This window comes from Gardnerella sp. KA01002, from assembly GCF_049244015.1.
In the GTDB taxonomy this organism is placed as follows: Bacteria; Actinomycetota; Actinomycetes; order Actinomycetales; family Bifidobacteriaceae; genus Bifidobacterium; species Bifidobacterium vaginale.
On record NZ_CP058365.1, the window covers coordinates 13,915 to 30,525 of the forward strand.

The window sequence follows — 16,611 nt, forward strand, 5'->3', positions numbered from 1 at the left end:
AATGGCTGACGATATTTATGATTCTAAGGCCTATGATTCTAGTGAAGTGCAATCTGAGCAGTCTTCACAAGGACAGTCACAGACGGAGGAGACTAAGCAGACTGGTCAGGGTGAACCTCAGATTTATCGTCCTGCTCCGGAATATGGTGCATATGGTCCTGTTAATACTGGCGACGGAAGTGATGAAAATAATTCTGCAAACTCTTCGGTTGCTGGCGACTCTTCTGCTAATGATGGTGAAGAATTGTCAAGAAACACAGTTAACGGAGATTATGCGCGTTCGGATGACAATTTGGATAATCCATTCTTGCCTTATGGTGATCCCTATAGCGGCAATATTAAAAATTCTAGATTTGGGAATCCTTATGATTTGAGTGATGATGCTGCTGATGGCGATGCTGGCGATAATCAGGATGATGCAGTTCATGGCGAAGTACAGGTCGTAAATCAGGGTTCAAATCAGAATCCAAATCAGGGTCCACATGTAGTGTACAAAAAGCGTGGCGCTAGAAAAGAGTCCAGAGAAAACTCAAATATAACAGTGGCGATTGTGTCGTCAATTATTTCTGCAGTGGTATGCGTTGTTGTAATGTCATTCGCTATCACTCAAGGACTAATTTCTATTCCAGGTTCGGGAACGCTTGCAGATGTAGGTACACAATCATCTTCAAAAGGAACAGCAGTAGTAAAAGGTGGTCAATCTCCAGATTGGCGTTCGGTTGCTAAAAACGTTTCTGGCGGAGTTGTGTCTATTCAGGCGCGCAATGACAAGAATATGAGCAAAGGCTCTGGGGCAATAATCGACAAGCAAGGTCATGTTGTTACAAACAATCACGTTATTGCTGGAATGCAACAGCTGCAAGTAACGCTATCTAATGGCCAGATTTACAAGGCAAAGCTTGTTGGAACCGATAAAACTACCGATTTGGCTGTGCTTAAAGTAGACGGTTTACCAAGTAACGTAAAGCCAGTTGAGTTTGCTGATTCTGATGCTCTTGCTGTTGGAGAACCTGTGATGGCAATTGGAAATCCTCTTGGTTACGACGATACTGCTACAACAGGCATTGTTTCCGCGCTTAATCGCCCAGTTTCCGTTATGGATGATCAGAGTCGTTCGGAAATCGTGACAAATGCTGTGCAAATTGATGCTGCAATCAATCCTGGTAATTCTGGTGGACCAACTTTTGATGCTGCTGGAAAAGTAATCGGTATTAATTCTTCTATTGCCGCAACTTCTGCTAGAGGTGGCACAGCAGGGTCTATTGGAATTGGATTTGCTATTCCGTCTAATCTTGTTAAGCGCGTAGTAAACGAGATTATTAAGAATGGTTCTGTAAAACACGTTGCTCTTGGAATTATGGTTAAAAGCGTGAACGTAACGCAAAATAACATTACGCGCGGCGGCGCTCAAGTGGCGTCTGTAACTCCTGGCGCTCCTGCAGCAAAAGGCGGAATGCGTGCTGGAGATACAATCGTGGCGTTTAATGGAAAGCCTGTGACAAGCAATTATTCGCTTTTGGGATTTGTGCGCGCTACCGCTTTGGGAGATAAGGCAACAATAACAGTTGTTCGTGGTAACGGAACTGTCAATCTAACAGTCAAGTTTAACCAAGAAGAAGCTGCTGTTAATGGCGCAACTCGTCAAGACCCTCGATCCTTGAGGAAGCGCGGAAGTAAAAAGCCTGATTCTTCCGATAAGAAGAGCCAGAACAACAATGGAGGCGATTCTTCAGATGGAGATGATGATCCTTTGGATCAGCTCCCTCGAGGCGGAGACGACGATTCTGACGATGGTGGCATTTTTGACCCATTCGGTTTCTGGTAAACTGATAGTATGACTTACAAAGATTTTGGCCAACTTGCATCGGAGCGGTTTTCTGCACGCGACTTTTTGAATAAGCCGATTGAGCAAAACGTTTTAGAGTCAATATTGCACACTGCTTCTCTTGCGCCAAGCTGGAGCAACACAAGAGCTTATGCGCTTGCGATTGCACAAGGCAGCAAAAAAGACAACATTGTAAAAGCTTATTTAGATAAGTGCAATGCAATGCTTAAAGTCAAAGATAAGAGTTTGAGCGAATCTGAGCGCGCTCAGTTTGCTCAAGAGTCAGCGCCTAATGGCGACGTTCCTGTTGCAAAGCCGTACCCCGACGATTTAAAACAGCGAAGCGCTAAACTCGGTCTAGCGTTATATTCGCATTTAGGAATCGAAAGGCACGATTTTGCAGCTAGGAACGCCCATACGCGCAGAAATTTCGAAGCTTTTGGAGCACCCGTTATTGGCTTTGTTCTAGCTAGACGCGACTTTATGCCATTTGCTGCAATGGATGCAGGTCTTATGCTACAAACGCTGTTTCTTGCTGCTAAAGATTTAGGCGTTGACTCTTGTCCGCTTGGAGTTTTGGCGACCTGGCGAGATCCGCTAGACGCGGAGTTTGACGTTCCAGAAAACATGGAGCTTTTAACTGGATTTGCGCTTGGGTATGCTAGCGATTCGCACACAAATGAGTTTAGAGCAGAGCATCCAAAGATTGAGCTGCTTTAGCGATTGCGAAACAATCGTTTTTGCTTATTTTATATGCGCCTTGCGCTCGTAAATAGTAGACGTGCTTTCATAAACCCAAGCTTTCCAAGACGTTTTAACGTTGGAAACAGCGTGCGCATTGTAATGCGAAATGTTGTAGTTTAAAGCCAAGAAGTAGTACCACGGCTGGCTGGATTCGCTAACAAAAAATTCTGGCTCGCCCTTTGCAGCGCAATCCGTCAACTCTTGTGCTTGCTGGCTTGCAGTAGGGCTTTCATTCGTTATAAAGGTCTTGTTTTCGTAAGCGCAATCTATAAGATTTTTAGAAAAATAAGGGTTTGCGCCTATTAAAAGCCACGAATATTGGTGAGTGTCGTTTTCTTCGTGAGAAATAACTTTTCCACTTTCGTCAACCTGCTCGTAATTATGGAGCCAAGATGCTACAAAACGCTTATTTTGCAAGTGATTACTAGATATGTATTGTGCTACAGCTCTAGAAGGCGAATAGTCAAACAGAATATCGTTTACGCAAGCAAACGCGTTCCAAATTAGGCTTGGTGCAAGGATTATTGATATTAGTAGGTTGATTTTAAAAGCTTTGTTTTTTATAAATCTGAATTTAGTAGGGGCGATTTTAACAAAAATCGCAGGAATATCCTTGCTGCTAAGCGGCTCTTTTATGTGACTAATCCAAAGCACACTAAGCAAAAACACAAATATTAGACCTGCGTGGTGAAGCGTAAAATAGCGAACAGCTACGATTGTAAGGACAAGATAAGGGATTACAAGAGCTGTAAGGAGTTTTCTGCGCTTGGCGATTTTAATTGCAAATGCCCAAATCACAAGACTAAAAATTGTGCATATTGTAATCGGCAAAAAGTCAAAAGGCATTCTTCGCATTGAAATATCGCCATAAAAGCTTGTAAACATGCTTTCGGAAGGCATTACGAATATAAAAGCGAAGCATTTTGCAATTGTTGAATTGCCATCAATCGTTGCGCGAGTGGCGAATGCGTTTTTTGCTGGCCATGCAAGAGCAAGGTTTGCAGCGCCAAAAATGGCGATTAATCCCCAAGATATAAGTCGCGCCCAATTTGATGCGATTGTTGCTTTAATCGCGTGAAGAATGGAGCTAAAATTAAGAGTTTTGCTAATATTCTTGCTAAAAACTCGCCAAATCCAAGCAATTGTAAAGCCTGCAGCAAACGCAATCCCGTACACGCTAAGCAAGCACATAAACATAAGACTAATCGCAAGTTTCCAAGCGCTAGAAGTCTTAGAATCCGCACTATTCCAATAATGTGCCGCTACTAGCAAGCTTAAGCAAAGCAAAGCGTATGGTCGCGATGTAACACCGTACTGGAAGCAAGCAAAATAAGTAAACGGAATAAGAAAAGTTGCAAGGCTGCTTGCGCTTTTAAAAGGCGACTTAAAAATAAGCCACGCACCCAGTAGGCTTGCGCAAACCAGTTGAATACCCTTAATTCCAAACTCGTATGGAACGCTATTTTTAGCTGCAATCGCAAGCAAAAGATTCCAAAAAGGAGGGTGACCCTCGTAATGGGGTCTAACGCTAATAATGTCTGCAAGCGACGAGTCGCGCGCAATCAGCCAGCTTTGAGCTTCGTCAAACCAAGGTTCGTGGAAACACATTACGATTGCAATAATCGCAATGTATAAAACAAACGCTAATAATAAAGCCAATGTGCGCGCGTTATGTGAATCTTGTAAATTGCGTGGCTTAAAAATCCGCATGAGTGTTAACTCTTAATTCGCAATGCTAATTACTAATTTTGACTCAAGGCGGCAAGCCTGCGAGCGTTAGCAACAGCATACAAGCTGATTCCAGCTGCAACGGATGCGTTAAGCGATTCGACAGCGCTAGAAATTGGGATTCCAGCAATAGCATCGCAAGCTTCACGCGTTAGGCGACTCATGCCCTTGCCTTCGCTTCCAAGAACTACGACAAGCGGATCGGTTTCAAAACCAGTTTCGCCAACAAGCTTGTCGCCGCCGCCGTCAAGACCAATCGCATACCATCCGCGCTCGCGCAAACCTTGAATCGCCTTGTTTAAATTCACAACTCTAGCAACAGGCAAATGTGCTGCTGCGCCTGCAGAAACCTTCCAAGCGGCAGCTGTAACAGATGCGCTTCTGCGCTCAGGCAAGATTACGCCATTTGCGCCAAAAGCGGCTGCGGATCGAATAACAGCACCAAGATTTTGTGGATCGGTAACTCCATCTAGTGCTATAAACAATGGGCGTGCGTTAATGCGAGCGGCTGCAGAATCCGCCGCCTCCATAGCGCGAGACTTCTTTTCTGCGCGGTCAACAAGCTCTTGCAGCGAATAATATTGATAAGGCTGCACTTTTAATATAATGCCTTGATGATTGGTGCTGTGAGCAATGCGATCCATTTCCAAGCGATCCGCTTCCAAAAGTCGCAATCCTTGCATGCCAGCAAGCTTAACGATTTCGCGCGTGCGATCGTCATGCTCAATGCGATTTGCAACATAAAGCTGCGTGCTAGGAACGCCTACGCGCAAAGCTTCAAGAGCTGCATTTCGCCCAATTACCAACTCGTCGCTATCTGTGCCCAACTTATCTACTCTTCGTCTAGCTGCCAAACGCGGATCTGCAAATGTGCGCTTAATCGCAGCCTTTTTAGCGAAATAAGCCTTATGATACACGCGGTCCTCTGCTTTAGGAGTAGGTCCCTTGCCGCGCAATGCATTACGATGTTTTCCACCCGACCCCTTGGTCGGTCCTTTTTTCATAGCCATATTCTTATTTTCACATGCCCCCGAGGCATTGACGATGCTTTGGTGCTGCATTAGCGAGGCATTAGTATTTGGCGCTTTATGTGGCATAATAGAACGGTACTTAATTATTGTTATTGCAATAATCCACAACCGCGCAATAATCAAGATTTTGAGTCAACTTTGCGTAAAAATTTTGATTATTGACTACTCCGCGGCGCTCCCAAGGGGGAAAATATGGTTGATCAAAGCGATCAATCCAAAGATCCGTCATTGCAAGACGTGCAAAATGTTGCAAATTCGCTTAATGTAAACGTTTCTACGGGTTTAAGTAGTGATGAGGCGGCTAAAAGGCTCGCGCAATTTGGCTCGAACGTTTTAGCTAGCGCTCCTAAAACACCAGCGTGGAAGAGGTTCCTCGAACAGTTTAAAGATCCGCTTGTTTACTTGCTTATAGCGGCTACTATTATTTCCGCAATCGCATGGTTTGTTGAGCGCGCACAACATGGTGGCGAAAGTGGCGGCGAAGTTCTGCCGTTTGACTCAATAGTTATAATCGTGATTCTTATAGCAAACGCAGTTTTGGGCTATATTCAAGAGTCGCGCGCGCAAGAAGCAGTTGAAGCGCTGGCAAAAATGAGCGCTCCGCAAACGTCTGTTCTTAGAGATGGGCGAGTTGTGCGTATAGATACGGCGGATGTTGTGCCTGGAGATATTTTGGTTCTTGGCGAAGGCGATGCTGTTTCTGCAGATGCAAGGCTTATTGCAGCCGCTTCTTTGCGCGTTGCGGAAGCAAGCCTTACGGGAGAATCTGTTGCTGTTAGCAAGCGTCCAGAAACTCTAGCTTCGCCAAAATCTTTAGCAGACCGCACAAACATGGTGTTTAATGGCACTGCCGTAACGCAAGGCACTGGTCGCGCAATAGTCACTTCTACTGGCATGAAAACTCAGGTTGGAAAAATCGCGGATATGCTTTCTAGCGCGCAAGAAGAAGCCACTCCTCTCGAGAAGGAGATGGTTCGCGTATCTAAGGTTCTTGGAATCGCAGTGTGTATTATTGCAGCCGTTGTGCTTGCGTCTATGTGGGCGCTTGAAGGATTCCGCACTATTGAAGATGTTATAGATTCTTTGCTTCTTTCGGTATCTCTTGCTGTTGCTGCTGTTCCAGAAGGCTTAGCGGCGATTTTGACAGTAGTTCTTGCGCTTGGCGTGCAGCGCATGGTAAAGCATCATGCTGTTGTTAAAAAGCTTTCGTCTGTAGAAACGCTTGGCTCCGCATCTGTTATTTGCTCCGACAAAACGGGTACTTTAACTCGAAACGAGATGACTGTTGAGCGTGTTATAACGCCTAGCGGCCAAGTACAGCTTACGGGTAGTGGGTATAAGCCAGAGGGACGAATGGTTTTGCTGGATTCTTTAGATGCGGATTTGGCGGTTCCTCCAGCTCTAGCAACAGAGGTGATTGGAGCGCTCGGCTCTGGGTATTTAGCAAACGATGGCGACTTGCACCATAATGAATCGTCTGACGCATGGCAGCCAGTTGGCGACCCTACCGAGGTTTCGCTTATTGTTGCGGCGCGCAAAACCAAGGCGGACAAGCGTTACGCGCATCTTAGTCGCGTTGCGGAAGTGCCATTTACTTCTGAGCGCAAACGCATGTCTGTTGTTGTTAAAGACGATTCGGATTCTGGGAATCTTATTGTTTGCGCTAAAGGCGCTCCAGATGTTTTGCTTTCTTATTGCACGCGAATCGCAGTTGCTGGCGCTGTTCGTCATCTTACAGACGGAGATCGCGAAGAGATTCTTGCAAACGTGGAAAAGCTCTCTGGCGAAGCGTATCGCACTCTTGCAATGGCGTATAGGCCGCTTGGCGTAGATAGTTTAGCTAAAGTTGACGGCATGGTTTCTAACGCTGCCGGCCAAATCGCAGACGTTGCTGAACAAAGTGATGTTTTGGAGTCTGATTTGATTTGGAACGGCATGGTTGCGATTATTGATCCTCCTAGAATCGAAGTTCGAGATAGCGTTGCTCAAGCGCATCGTGCTGGAATCCGAACTGTTATGATTACTGGCGATCATCCGCTTACCGCCGCTCGAATCGCTCGCGACCTTGGCATTATTGGAAAAGATGAGCATGCGCTTACAGGCGATGAGCTTGACGAGTTGCTTTCTAGGGATGACGACAATATTGCTTTCGACGATGCGATTAGCAAAGTGAGCGTGTATGCGCGAGTAGCTCCAGAACACAAGCTTGCGATTGTTTCCTCGCTACAAAGGCAAGGCAATATTGTTGCTATGACTGGTGACGGCGTAAACGATGCTCCTGCCGTAAAGTCGGCAGATATTGGCGTTGCAATGGGCATTACGGGTACGGAAGTCACTAAAGAATCTGCCAAGATGATTTTGGCAGACGACAACTTCTCCACAATCGTTGCAGCAGTGCGCGAAGGTCGCGGAATTTTCGACAATATTCGTAAATTCTTGCGATACTTACTTAGCTCCAACGTTGGCGAAGTGTTCACCGTGTTTGGTGGCGTAGTGTTTGCTGGCGCTTTGGGAATTACGCAGCCAAACTCTGTTGGCGTGACTTTACCTCTTCTTGCAACGCAGCTTTTGTGGATTAATTTGCTTACGGACGCTGCTCCTGCGCTCGCAATGGGTGTTGATCCGCAAACGGATGATGTTATGAATAGGCGTCCGCGAAGGCTTACGGATAGCGTTATTGATAAGCCAATGTGGGGAGACATTGTGTTTATTGGTGTGATTATGGCAGCTATAACGCTGATTGGCATGGACATGCATTTGGCTGGCGGATTGTTTACAGACCGCTCCACAACTGTTTTAACTCATGCAGCTCAAATGACTCACGCGCGCACAATGGGCTTCACTATTCTTGTGTTTGCTCAAATGCTTAATGCTCTTGCATCTCGCTCGCATTTGCAAAGCGTGTTTGTTGGCTTGTTCGCAAATCGTTGGCTTTGGGGTGCAATCGCAGTTTCCGTAGTGTTGCAGCTTGCTGTAATTTATATACCATTCCTTAATGGCCCGTTTGGCACAGTTCCGCTCGACTTTATGGAGTGGGTGGAGTGCCTTGGGCTTTCAATGGTTGTGCTTATTGCTTCGGAGTTAAGAAAGTGCGTTTTGCGATTTATTGCTAAGCGCAAAGCTGCATCTTCTGTTGCAATTTCTGCCTAATATTTTCGACCGCGGCACGCGCTACACTTGGCATATTAGTGTATTTAAGTGTTTGTTTTACGCGGTTTTATCGCAAGGAGATTTGACGTTATGCTGTTGTCTGATCGCGACATTCTCAAAGCTCATGACGAGGGTCATATTGATTTGACCCCATGGACCCCACAAATGGTCCAGCCTGCGTCGATTGATGTGCGGCTCGACCGATTCTTCCGATTGTTCAATAATCACGCTTACACCTACGTGGATCCTGCAGAAAATCAGGGGGAGTTGACTGAGCAGTTTGCGGTTGCCCCTGATGAACCTTGGATTTTGCATCCTGGCGAGTTTGCGCTTGGATCCACTTGGGAGTATGTGAAGTTGGATTCCACAATTGCTGCGCGCTTAGAAGGCAAAAGTTCGCTTGGCCGTCTTGGAATTTTAACTCATTCCACAGCTGGGTTTATTGACCCAGGTTTTGAAGGCCACATTACTTTGGAGCTTTCAAATGTTAGCACTCTGCCAGTTAAATTGTGGCCAGGCATGAAGATTGGTCAAATGTGCTTCTTCAAGCTGAGTTCTCCTTGCGAAAATCCTTACGGGTCTTCTGTTAATGGATCTCACTATCAAGGTCAGCGTGGTCCAACACCATCTAGGTCTTATGAGAACTTCTATCGCGCAAATTTGGAAGATTAAATTTATAAGATTATAAGATTAGAGTTGAAAATCTAGATTTGAAAGTCTAAATTTGTAAGATTAGCAACGAATATCAAGAAAAATCAGGGGAAAAGTAGTAAACTTTCAGGAACTTATCAGCTAACGTACTAGCAGCACTAAGGATTATGTGTTTTCATAATATTAGTGAAAAACTTAAAAAGTAATTCACGAAAGCTTATTCATATTTTTTCCTTTAATTTAAACCCCGACTTAAACGGTCGGGGTTAAATTTTTATGTAGCGTTTATGCGTTTAGCGCAGTGTTCGGATTACAAGGGTTATAAATGCCAAAGCTGTGCCGTATGCTGTAGATATGACTAATCATAACGGTGTGATCTCAGATGAGTTCGACAACGGCGAGTTTGACAATAACGACAATAATGGCGATTTTGGCAGTGAGGATTCTGCTGCAAGCGCTTCAAATGGTCTACATGCTGGTCGCGAATCTAGTGTTGTTCCAGGCAGATTCGGCGAAGATTTACATGTAAACGCTGCTAAGTATTCTCGCGGAGAAGCGTCGGCTTACGCTACAAGACCTCTTCTTTTGCTTCTGCACGGGTGGGGTTCCAATGAGGATGATTTGCTTGATTTGCTGCGAGTTGTTGCCCCCTATAATGATGCGATTTCTTTGCGTGCTCCGCTTCGATTAGATCAAGGCGCTTACAGCTGGTTCCATGATGCTGTTCCTCAGGGAGATGACTTAGATCGAGATATGTATGCTGCAGCTGCTGCAATTGACGAGTGGGTTGCAGCGAACGTTCCCGAAGATCGCGCTGTTGTGCCATTTGGTTTTTCGCAGGGTGCGGCGCTTGCTGTTCATATTCTCAGGCTTAACCCTGAACGTTATCGTGCAGCCGTTGCGCTTTCTGGCTTTGTAGCTCCTAATATTGCCAAGGATATTTCTCTTAATGATGATGTTCTTGCAGATCTTAATACGCCTGTTTTCTTTGGTTATGGTTTGGATGATGCTGTTATTCCTCCTTACGAGTTTTCGGCGGCTGCAGCCTGGCTTGAGGAACATACGTGGTTGGAAGAGAAGCGTTACCGCGGACTTGACCATGCCGTTCATATGGAAGAACTTGGCGATATTCGCTCTTGGTTTGCTTTGCACAATATTTCTTCGGGGCTAATGTGACTTTGTGCGCGCGCGAATATGTTCCGCTAATGCAAGAGGCATTGCGACTTGCGCAAGTTGCTTCCGATTGTGGAGAGGTTCCAGTTGGCGCTGTTGTTGTAGATGGTTCTGGTGTGATTATTGGCCGCGGCTCTAATCTTCGTGAGCGAGACTCTGACCCTCTTTCTCACGCAGAAGTTCTTGCGATTAAGCAAGCAGCAGAGAGTAAAAAGTCTTGGAATCTTAGTGATTGCACGCTTGTTGTTACTTTAGAACCTTGTCCTATGTGCGCTGGTGCGATTTTACAAACACATATAAAGCGTGTTGTTTTTGGCGCATGGGATTCAAAACTTGGCGCATGTGGATCTGTTTGGGATATTCTGCGAGATCCTCATGTTGGCTCGCATCCGCAAGTTTTTGGTTCTGTTTGTGAATCGGAGTGTGTTCAGATTCTAAGCGATTTTTTTAAGAATTGCAGGTAGGTTTGATTTACTCAAGTCTTTTCTAGCTTTGTTTAGCCTTGTTCAATATAGTCTAGTTTTGTCTTCTTTTATTGTGTCTTATTTAATCTTATCTACTCGTATTTTTAAATTATTTTATTTTACTAATAATTATTTTAATAATATAAATTTCTTAATATTTTTATCTTGCAATTGCGCTTTTTAAATGTTATAGTTGCGGTAACGTTACCGCACAAGGTTTGCTACGGAAGCGAGAAGAGTGTGAAAACGTTATCTCATAGGTGACTTTGGTCAGCGCTGATGAAGCTACTTAGTGAGATTGAGGTTAGTAAAAACATCATATGCATAGATGCATAGTGTGATTCTCTCAAAAGAGAGGAGTATATGAAAAAACGTAATTTAGAATATAGAATACAAGAGAAAATCAGAGCATATAAATTGCAATGTAAATAATCTTAAATGCTGTACTTGTATAGTTTTGTATAGTGTTACCGATGGGAGGTGCTATGACGTATATTACGATTCGCGATGTTGCACAACATGCTGGAATATCAGTGTCAACTGTGTCTCGTGCATTAAACAACACGGGTCGTATATCGGCAAACACCAAGGCAAAAGTTGAGCGTGCGGTTGCTCAATTAGGTTATATCCCAGATTCGCGCGCGCAAGCAATGCGATCGTTACGCACAAAAACAGTAGGACTGCTTGTGCCAGACATTCGTAACGCATATTTTGCCGAACTCGCTTACACTGTTCAAGACTCATTGTTTGAGGCAGGCTATTGTGCATTTATAGGAACATCATCTGAAAGTGCATCTCGTCAAGATTCATTTATAACCAGTATTCTTTCGCAACGTATTGATGGGGCGATTATAGTTCCTCAAGGTGAAGTTACTGAAGCTATGAGAAAGCTGATTGAGCAGCGACTCCCTATGCTGTTTATGGATCGCCACGTAGAACCGCAAGCTGGCGGCTTAGAACACGTACCAGTAGTTGATTCAGACCCAACAAAGGGCATTCGTGATGCGCTGTTAGATGTTCTGCAACATGGTTTTCACTCAGTTGGCTATATTTCTGGCCCAATTATTGCTTCGCCCTCGTTGCAAGAACGTGAGCAAGCATTTAGAACCGTGGCTTCAGAGATATTTGGCGAAGAGCATGTATTCGTAGAATCAACAGGATTTGACCAGTCGTCGTGTGCAAGCGTAATGCATCGCATGATTAATGTTGGAGTGAAAGCTCTTATTATTGGCTATTCGCCAGATGCGTTGCGAGTAATGCAAGTGATGGCTCAAGAAGGATTAGTAATAGGCAAAGATATATCATTGATTTCTTTCGATGATGTAGAAGTGTTTCGCCTAGCAACTCCACGTATTTCTGTGATTTCACAGCAAGTTCAACGTATTGGCCACATAAGTGCTGCACTGTTTTTAGATATGCTTGAGAATAATGGTGACGTTAAATCGCAGCGTGTAGAAACTGTGTATATCCCTCGCGAATCGCTAGGGCGAGCATAGATTCGTAAAAAGCTGCAAAATATCGTCATTCTTTAATGGTTTATCTATCAGTATTTCAACTGATTATTGCACTGTAACTTTGTTGTACGTGTATTAATTGTTTGAGTGAACATTGTTCGTACTCTGTACTTTGCACATTGTACTTAATGTTTTATTCGCAATTCGCAAGTCAATATAAACGTAACTAAACAAACAATAACTTGACGTAATCAATGGTAATTTCGCGAGCGCATTGATGCTATAGCGAAGGAAGAGGCTAAACATGACGGAGCTGTCATTAGTAGGAGTATCGAAAATATTCGGTAATTCTACTGTAGTTGACAATGTGTCAGTAAAAGTAAAGCCAGGTGAAGTTCATGTTCTACTTGGTGAAAATGGTGCTGGCAAGTCAACTGTTATTAAAATGATGAGTGGCATTTATCAGCCAGATAAAGGTCATATTGAGATTAACGGTAAAACGGTGCGTATTCCTAATGTAGATGCTGCGCGCAAATTAGGTATTGCTGTAATACACCAAGAGTTAAATTTAGTGCCTGAACTTTCCATTATGGAAAATCTGTTTCTTGGCATGCTACCGACCAAAGCTGGTTTTGTTGATCGCGCAACTATGCGATCTAAAGCAAAAGAGGCATTGCAAGTTATTGGCTTAGAAGAAGATGTAGATAAGCCAATGGGAGAGCTTGGAGTGGCTCGTCAGCAAATGGTAGAAATTGCTAAAGCGCTTATGCAACATGCATCTATTCTTATTCTTGACGAACCAACGGCAGCACTTACAAAGCGTGAGTGTGAACAATTATTCAGCATTATTGCAGATTTGAAATCTAAAAATGTTGGAATGGTATTTATTTCTCACCATTTGGATGAGATTGCGCGAGTTGGAGATGTAGTAACCGTACTTCGAGATGGAAAATACGTTGACACTGTTAGTGCAGATGTTCCAGAAAAAGAACTTGTAAGGTTAATGGTTGGACGCGATATAACTAATCAGTTCCCACATGGAAACAGGCATCAAGGCAAGGAATTGCTAAAAGTAGAAGGATTAACGCGAAAAGGTGCTATTGAGGATGTGTCTTTTAGCGTTCATGCTGGAGAAGTCGTTGGACTTGCAGGCTTGGTTGGTGCTGGTAGGACTGAGGTTCTTCGTGCAATATTTGGAGCGGATACTTACGATTCGGGATCTGTTTCAGTAGACGGAAAAGCGATTCCTAAAGCAAATATTGCTGGCAGCATTGCTGCAGGTCTTGGATTAGTGCCAGAAGATCGTCGCGTGCAAGGTCTTATTTTGGAGGCATCTGTTGCAGATAATCTTGGAATCTCTACGTTAATTCCTACATCTCATGCTGGTTTTGCAGATTTAAAAGGTCAGCGTGCGCATGAAGAAGAAACTGCAGAGAAATTGCGTATTCGCATGGCAAATATTGATCAGCTTGCTGGTTCGCTTTCTGGTGGAAATCAGCAGAAAATCGTATTTGGCAAGTGGTCTATGGCAAACGTAAAAGTGCTGCTTTTGGATGAGCCTACTCGTGGCGTTGATGTTGGCGCTCGCGTTGAAATCTATGAGCTTATTAACAATATCGTTGAAAACGGTGGAGCAGTACTTATGGCTTCATCAGATTTACCTGAAGTTCTAGGAATGTCTGATCGTATTCTCGTAATGTCAAACGGCAAGATCAGTGGAGAACTTGCTGCTAGCGAGGCTACGCAGGAAAAGGTTATGGAACTTGCTGTAACGCATCTTAGTGAATCAGATAAATAGGAATAAATAGCAATAAATAACGATAAACAACAATAAACAACATGGCGTGAAGTCATATTGAAAAATTAAAAATTGAAAGATTACTTGTAAAACGTAAAAATTGCGTTCTGCAGTTTGAAAAGCGCAAATAGGTGCTGTGAACTGTTGGAAACTCGTTAAAGGAGTATTTGTTATGAGTGCTACAAAGAGCGAAAAATCTCACCGTTTAGGGTATGGTGCAGATGACAAAGGATTTTTGCCAACGTTAAAAAAGTTTGCATCTCGTAATGGTGCACTTATTGGTTTGATTATTTTGTGTGCAGCGCTTTCTTGCGCTACGCCTGCATTTTTAACAAGTGTAAATATTCTCAACGTTGGCATTCAAGCTGCTACGGTAGCAATTTTGGCATTTGGTCAAACTTTCGTAATCGTTTCCGCTGGAATTGATTTGTCGGTTGGTGCAGTTGCTGCGATTTCTAGCATGTTTGTTGCTTACACTGGCGCTTCTATGGGCTTACCTCCAATATTGACTATTATTATTGGTGTAGCTACAGGTGCAGTTTTTGGCTTAATTTCTGGCGTTGCTAATGCTTTTCTTAAGCTGCCGTCGTTTATTGCCACGTTGGCAATGATGTCTGTGGCTCGTGGACTTACGCTGGTTGTTTCGGATGGTCGTCCTATTTCCACTTCGGGCATGGTGAATTTCTTCGGAGCAACAATATGCGGAATCCCTATGCCAATAGTGATGATGATTATTATGGGCGTTATTTCCGCAATAATCTTGAACTTCACTACTACAGGTCGTTCAATGTATGCTGTTGGCGGAAATATGGAAGCATCTCGTCTTTCTGGCATAAACATTCATAAAACTCAAATTATGGTGTTTATTCTTTCTGGTGTTTTTGCTGCTGTAGCTGGTTTAGTGATTGCAGGGCGTTTGCATTCTGCTCAGCCTCAAGCAGCTACCGGTTACGAGATGGATGCTATAGCGTCTGTGGTTATTGGTGGCGCATCGCTTTCTGGAGGCAAAGGTAAGATTTCAGGCACATTCGTAGGCGCAATACTTTTGGCTGTTATTCGTAATGGCTTGAACATTTTGAACGTTTCTTCCTTCTGGCAGCAAGTTGTTATTGGCTTGGTGATTGCGTTTGCTGTAAGCCTCGATACTTTGCGACGCAAGGAAGATACTCACTGAAATAAGGCATACTAAGCAATTAATAGACATATTAATAATCCGTAGAAACTTGATCTCCTTGCTTAGAAGGGGGGTGTTTATAAAGGTATTGACTTAATGGTGGCAAGCATCAATGCCTAAATGCAGCAAAAATATAATAAGAAATCTAACAAAAATCTAATAAAAATAATTTAAATTATAACTGAAAACAATTTAACAATATGGTAAATAAATGGCAAAAACATCAGCCTTATTTATGCAAATAATGTTTTAAATATTGTGATTTGCGATTAATAAGGCAATAGTCAAAGGAGATATGATGAATTATCTAGTTATGCGCCGTGGTATGAAGCTCGCTTGTGCTGTTGCAGCAGCATCGGCTCTTGTTTTCAGCATGAGTGCGTGTGGAAATGCAAGCTCTAACGACAAGGTTGCGCTGTTAGTGTCTACGCTAAATAATCCATTCTTTGTGGATTTGCGTGATGGTGCGCAAGCGGAAGCCAAGAAGCTGGGAGTTGATTTACAGGTTTCAGATGCTCAGAACGATTCTTCTAAGCAGCAAGATCAAGCTCAAAACGCGCAATCTCAAGGTGCTAAAGCAGTAATTATAAATCCTGTGGATTCCGATGCTGCTGGCCCAGCCGTTGCGCCACTTCTTAGCTCTGGTATGCCTGTGATTTCTGTGGATCGTTCCGTAACTGGCGAAAAAGTTACTTCTCACATTGCCTCCGATAACGTGGCAGGAGGTGCTCAAGCTGCCGATGCGCTCGCTAAGAGCATGGGAGAAAAGGGCGAAGTTCTAATTTTGCAAGGCATCCCAGGTGCTGCTTCTACGCGAGATCGTGGCAAAGGTTTTAAAGATCGCATTAAGAAGTATCCAAATATTAAGGTTGTTGCGGAGCAGACTGCTAACTTTGATCGTGCTGAGGCGTTGAACGTTGCAACCAACTTGTTGCAATCTCATCCGAACGCAGCTGGCATTTACGCCGAGAATGACGAGATGGCATTAGGTGCAATCCAATCATTAGGTGCTAAAGCTGGTAAAGATGTTAAAGTAGTTGGCTTCGATGGTACTGCCGATGGCATGAAGGCTATTAAGGCTGGAACAATGGCTGGCACTATTGCTCAGCAACCAAAGGAGCTTGGGCGTTCTGCCGTTGCTGCAGCTGTAAAAGCTATTAAGAAGCAAACTGTTCCAAAGACTGAGCCAATTACTGTGAAAACAGTTACAGCAAAGAATGTAGCTGATTTCGAGTAATAGTAAATCAAGTAGTACAAAAAAGTAGTAAACCAAATAGTGTGAAAAGTGTACAAAAAGTAGTACAACATTTATATGGCGTTGAAATCGTTGACTTGTATGCTAAGCGTAACAATTAATACGATTTTATTGCATATGCAACGTGTATGTTGTCATCGTTTTCAACGCCGCACTATTTGTTG

12 protein-coding genes are annotated in these 16,611 nt (G+C 43.7%); 10 read left to right on the forward strand and 2 right to left on the reverse strand.

The genetic code is table 11. From position 1 onward, the window contains the following. Position 1: 1 nt before the first annotated feature. Positions 2–1,825 (forward strand): S1C family serine protease, encoded by a 1,824-nt coding sequence (locus HXT60_RS00060; protein WP_065189637.1) that lies wholly within the window; start codon positions 2–4, stop codon positions 1,823–1,825. A gap of 9 nt (positions 1,826–1,834) precedes the next feature. Beyond that, positions 1,835–2,545 (forward strand): nitroreductase family protein, encoded by a 711-nt coding sequence (locus HXT60_RS00065; RefSeq protein WP_004113908.1) that lies wholly within the window; start codon positions 1,835–1,837, stop codon positions 2,543–2,545. A 24-nt stretch (positions 2,546–2,569) separates the two neighbouring features. Here HXT60_RS00065 and HXT60_RS00070 read toward each other — a convergent pair whose 3' ends face one another. Further along, a complete protein-coding gene (locus HXT60_RS00070; RefSeq protein WP_421791092.1) occupies positions 2,570–4,279 on the reverse strand; it encodes an ABC transporter ATP-binding protein in 1,710 nt (569 codons plus the stop codon). Positions 4,280–4,311: 32 nt separating this feature from the next. After that, positions 4,312–5,307, reverse strand: coding sequence for a 23S rRNA (guanosine(2251)-2'-O)-methyltransferase RlmB (gene rlmB / locus HXT60_RS00075; RefSeq protein WP_019261477.1), 996 nt, complete (start codon positions 5,305–5,307; stop codon positions 4,312–4,314). A 213-nt stretch (positions 5,308–5,520) separates the two neighbouring features. Here rlmB and HXT60_RS00080 point away from each other — a divergent pair, with 213 nt between their 5' ends. From HXT60_RS00080 to HXT60_RS00115, 8 genes are all read left to right on the forward strand, one after another. Continuing rightward, positions 5,521–8,478: a cation-translocating P-type ATPase gene (locus HXT60_RS00080; protein ID WP_421791094.1), complete on the forward strand. Its 2,958-nt coding sequence runs from the start codon at positions 5,521–5,523 to the stop codon at positions 8,476–8,478. Between the two features lie 90 nt (positions 8,479–8,568). Then, positions 8,569–9,150 (forward strand): dCTP deaminase, encoded by a 582-nt coding sequence (gene dcd / locus HXT60_RS00085; protein ID WP_014554278.1) that lies wholly within the window; start codon positions 8,569–8,571, stop codon positions 9,148–9,150. A gap of 333 nt (positions 9,151–9,483) precedes the next feature. Beyond that, positions 9,484–10,305, forward strand: a complete 822-nt coding sequence (locus tag HXT60_RS00090) for an alpha/beta hydrolase (RefSeq protein WP_020759756.1) — start codon at positions 9,484–9,486, stop codon at positions 10,303–10,305. After that, the gene (locus HXT60_RS00095) at positions 10,302–10,766 is read left to right on the forward strand and encodes a nucleoside deaminase (RefSeq protein WP_009994501.1); all 465 of its coding nucleotides are present in this window, start codon (positions 10,302–10,304) and stop codon (positions 10,764–10,766) included. Before HXT60_RS00090 ends, HXT60_RS00095 begins: the two co-directional genes overlap by 4 nt. A 485-nt stretch (positions 10,767–11,251) precedes the next feature. Further along, positions 11,252–12,262 carry a substrate-binding domain-containing protein gene (locus tag HXT60_RS00100; protein WP_004113891.1) on the forward strand — a complete coding sequence of 337 codons (1,011 nt, stop codon included), beginning with the start codon at positions 11,252–11,254 and terminating at the stop codon, positions 12,260–12,262. A gap of 262 nt (positions 12,263–12,524) precedes the next feature. Next, positions 12,525–14,018, forward strand: a complete 1,494-nt coding sequence (locus HXT60_RS00105; protein ID WP_004137724.1) for a sugar ABC transporter ATP-binding protein — start codon at positions 12,525–12,527, stop codon at positions 14,016–14,018. A 172-nt stretch (positions 14,019–14,190) separates the two neighbouring features. Beyond that, a complete protein-coding gene (locus tag HXT60_RS00110) occupies positions 14,191–15,192 on the forward strand; it encodes an ABC transporter permease (protein WP_248902928.1) in 1,002 nt (333 codons plus the stop codon). 298 nt (positions 15,193–15,490) lie between these two features. Further along, entirely contained in the window at positions 15,491–16,429 is a 939-nt protein-coding gene (locus HXT60_RS00115; protein WP_019261473.1) for a D-ribose ABC transporter substrate-binding protein, read from the forward strand. Positions 16,430–16,611 lie beyond the last annotated feature (182 nt).

Excerpts from the sequence above, each read along its gene's own strand:
- HXT60_RS00060 (WP_065189637.1), top strand. The coding sequence starts at position 2 with ATGGCTGACGATATTTATGATTCTAAGGCCTATGATTCTAGTGAAGTG.
- HXT60_RS00065 (WP_004113908.1), top strand. The coding sequence starts at position 1,835 with ATGACTTACAAAGATTTTGGCCAACTTGCATCGGAGCGGTTTTCTGCA.
- HXT60_RS00070 (WP_421791092.1), bottom strand. The coding sequence starts at position 4,279 with ATGCGGATTTTTAAGCCACGCAATTTACAAGATTCACATAACGCGCGC.
- rlmB (WP_019261477.1), bottom strand. The coding sequence starts at position 5,307 with ATGGCTATGAAAAAAGGACCGACCAAGGGGTCGGGTGGAAAACATCGT.
- HXT60_RS00080 (WP_421791094.1), top strand. The coding sequence starts at position 5,521 with ATGGTTGATCAAAGCGATCAATCCAAAGATCCGTCATTGCAAGACGTG.
- dcd (WP_014554278.1), top strand. The coding sequence starts at position 8,569 with ATGCTGTTGTCTGATCGCGACATTCTCAAAGCTCATGACGAGGGTCAT.
- HXT60_RS00090 (WP_020759756.1), top strand. The coding sequence starts at position 9,484 with ATGACTAATCATAACGGTGTGATCTCAGATGAGTTCGACAACGGCGAG.
- HXT60_RS00100 (WP_004113891.1), top strand. The coding sequence starts at position 11,252 with ATGACGTATATTACGATTCGCGATGTTGCACAACATGCTGGAATATCA.
- HXT60_RS00105 (WP_004137724.1), top strand. The coding sequence starts at position 12,525 with ATGACGGAGCTGTCATTAGTAGGAGTATCGAAAATATTCGGTAATTCT.
- HXT60_RS00110 (WP_248902928.1), top strand. The coding sequence starts at position 14,191 with ATGAGTGCTACAAAGAGCGAAAAATCTCACCGTTTAGGGTATGGTGCA.
- HXT60_RS00115 (WP_019261473.1), top strand. The coding sequence starts at position 15,491 with ATGAATTATCTAGTTATGCGCCGTGGTATGAAGCTCGCTTGTGCTGTT.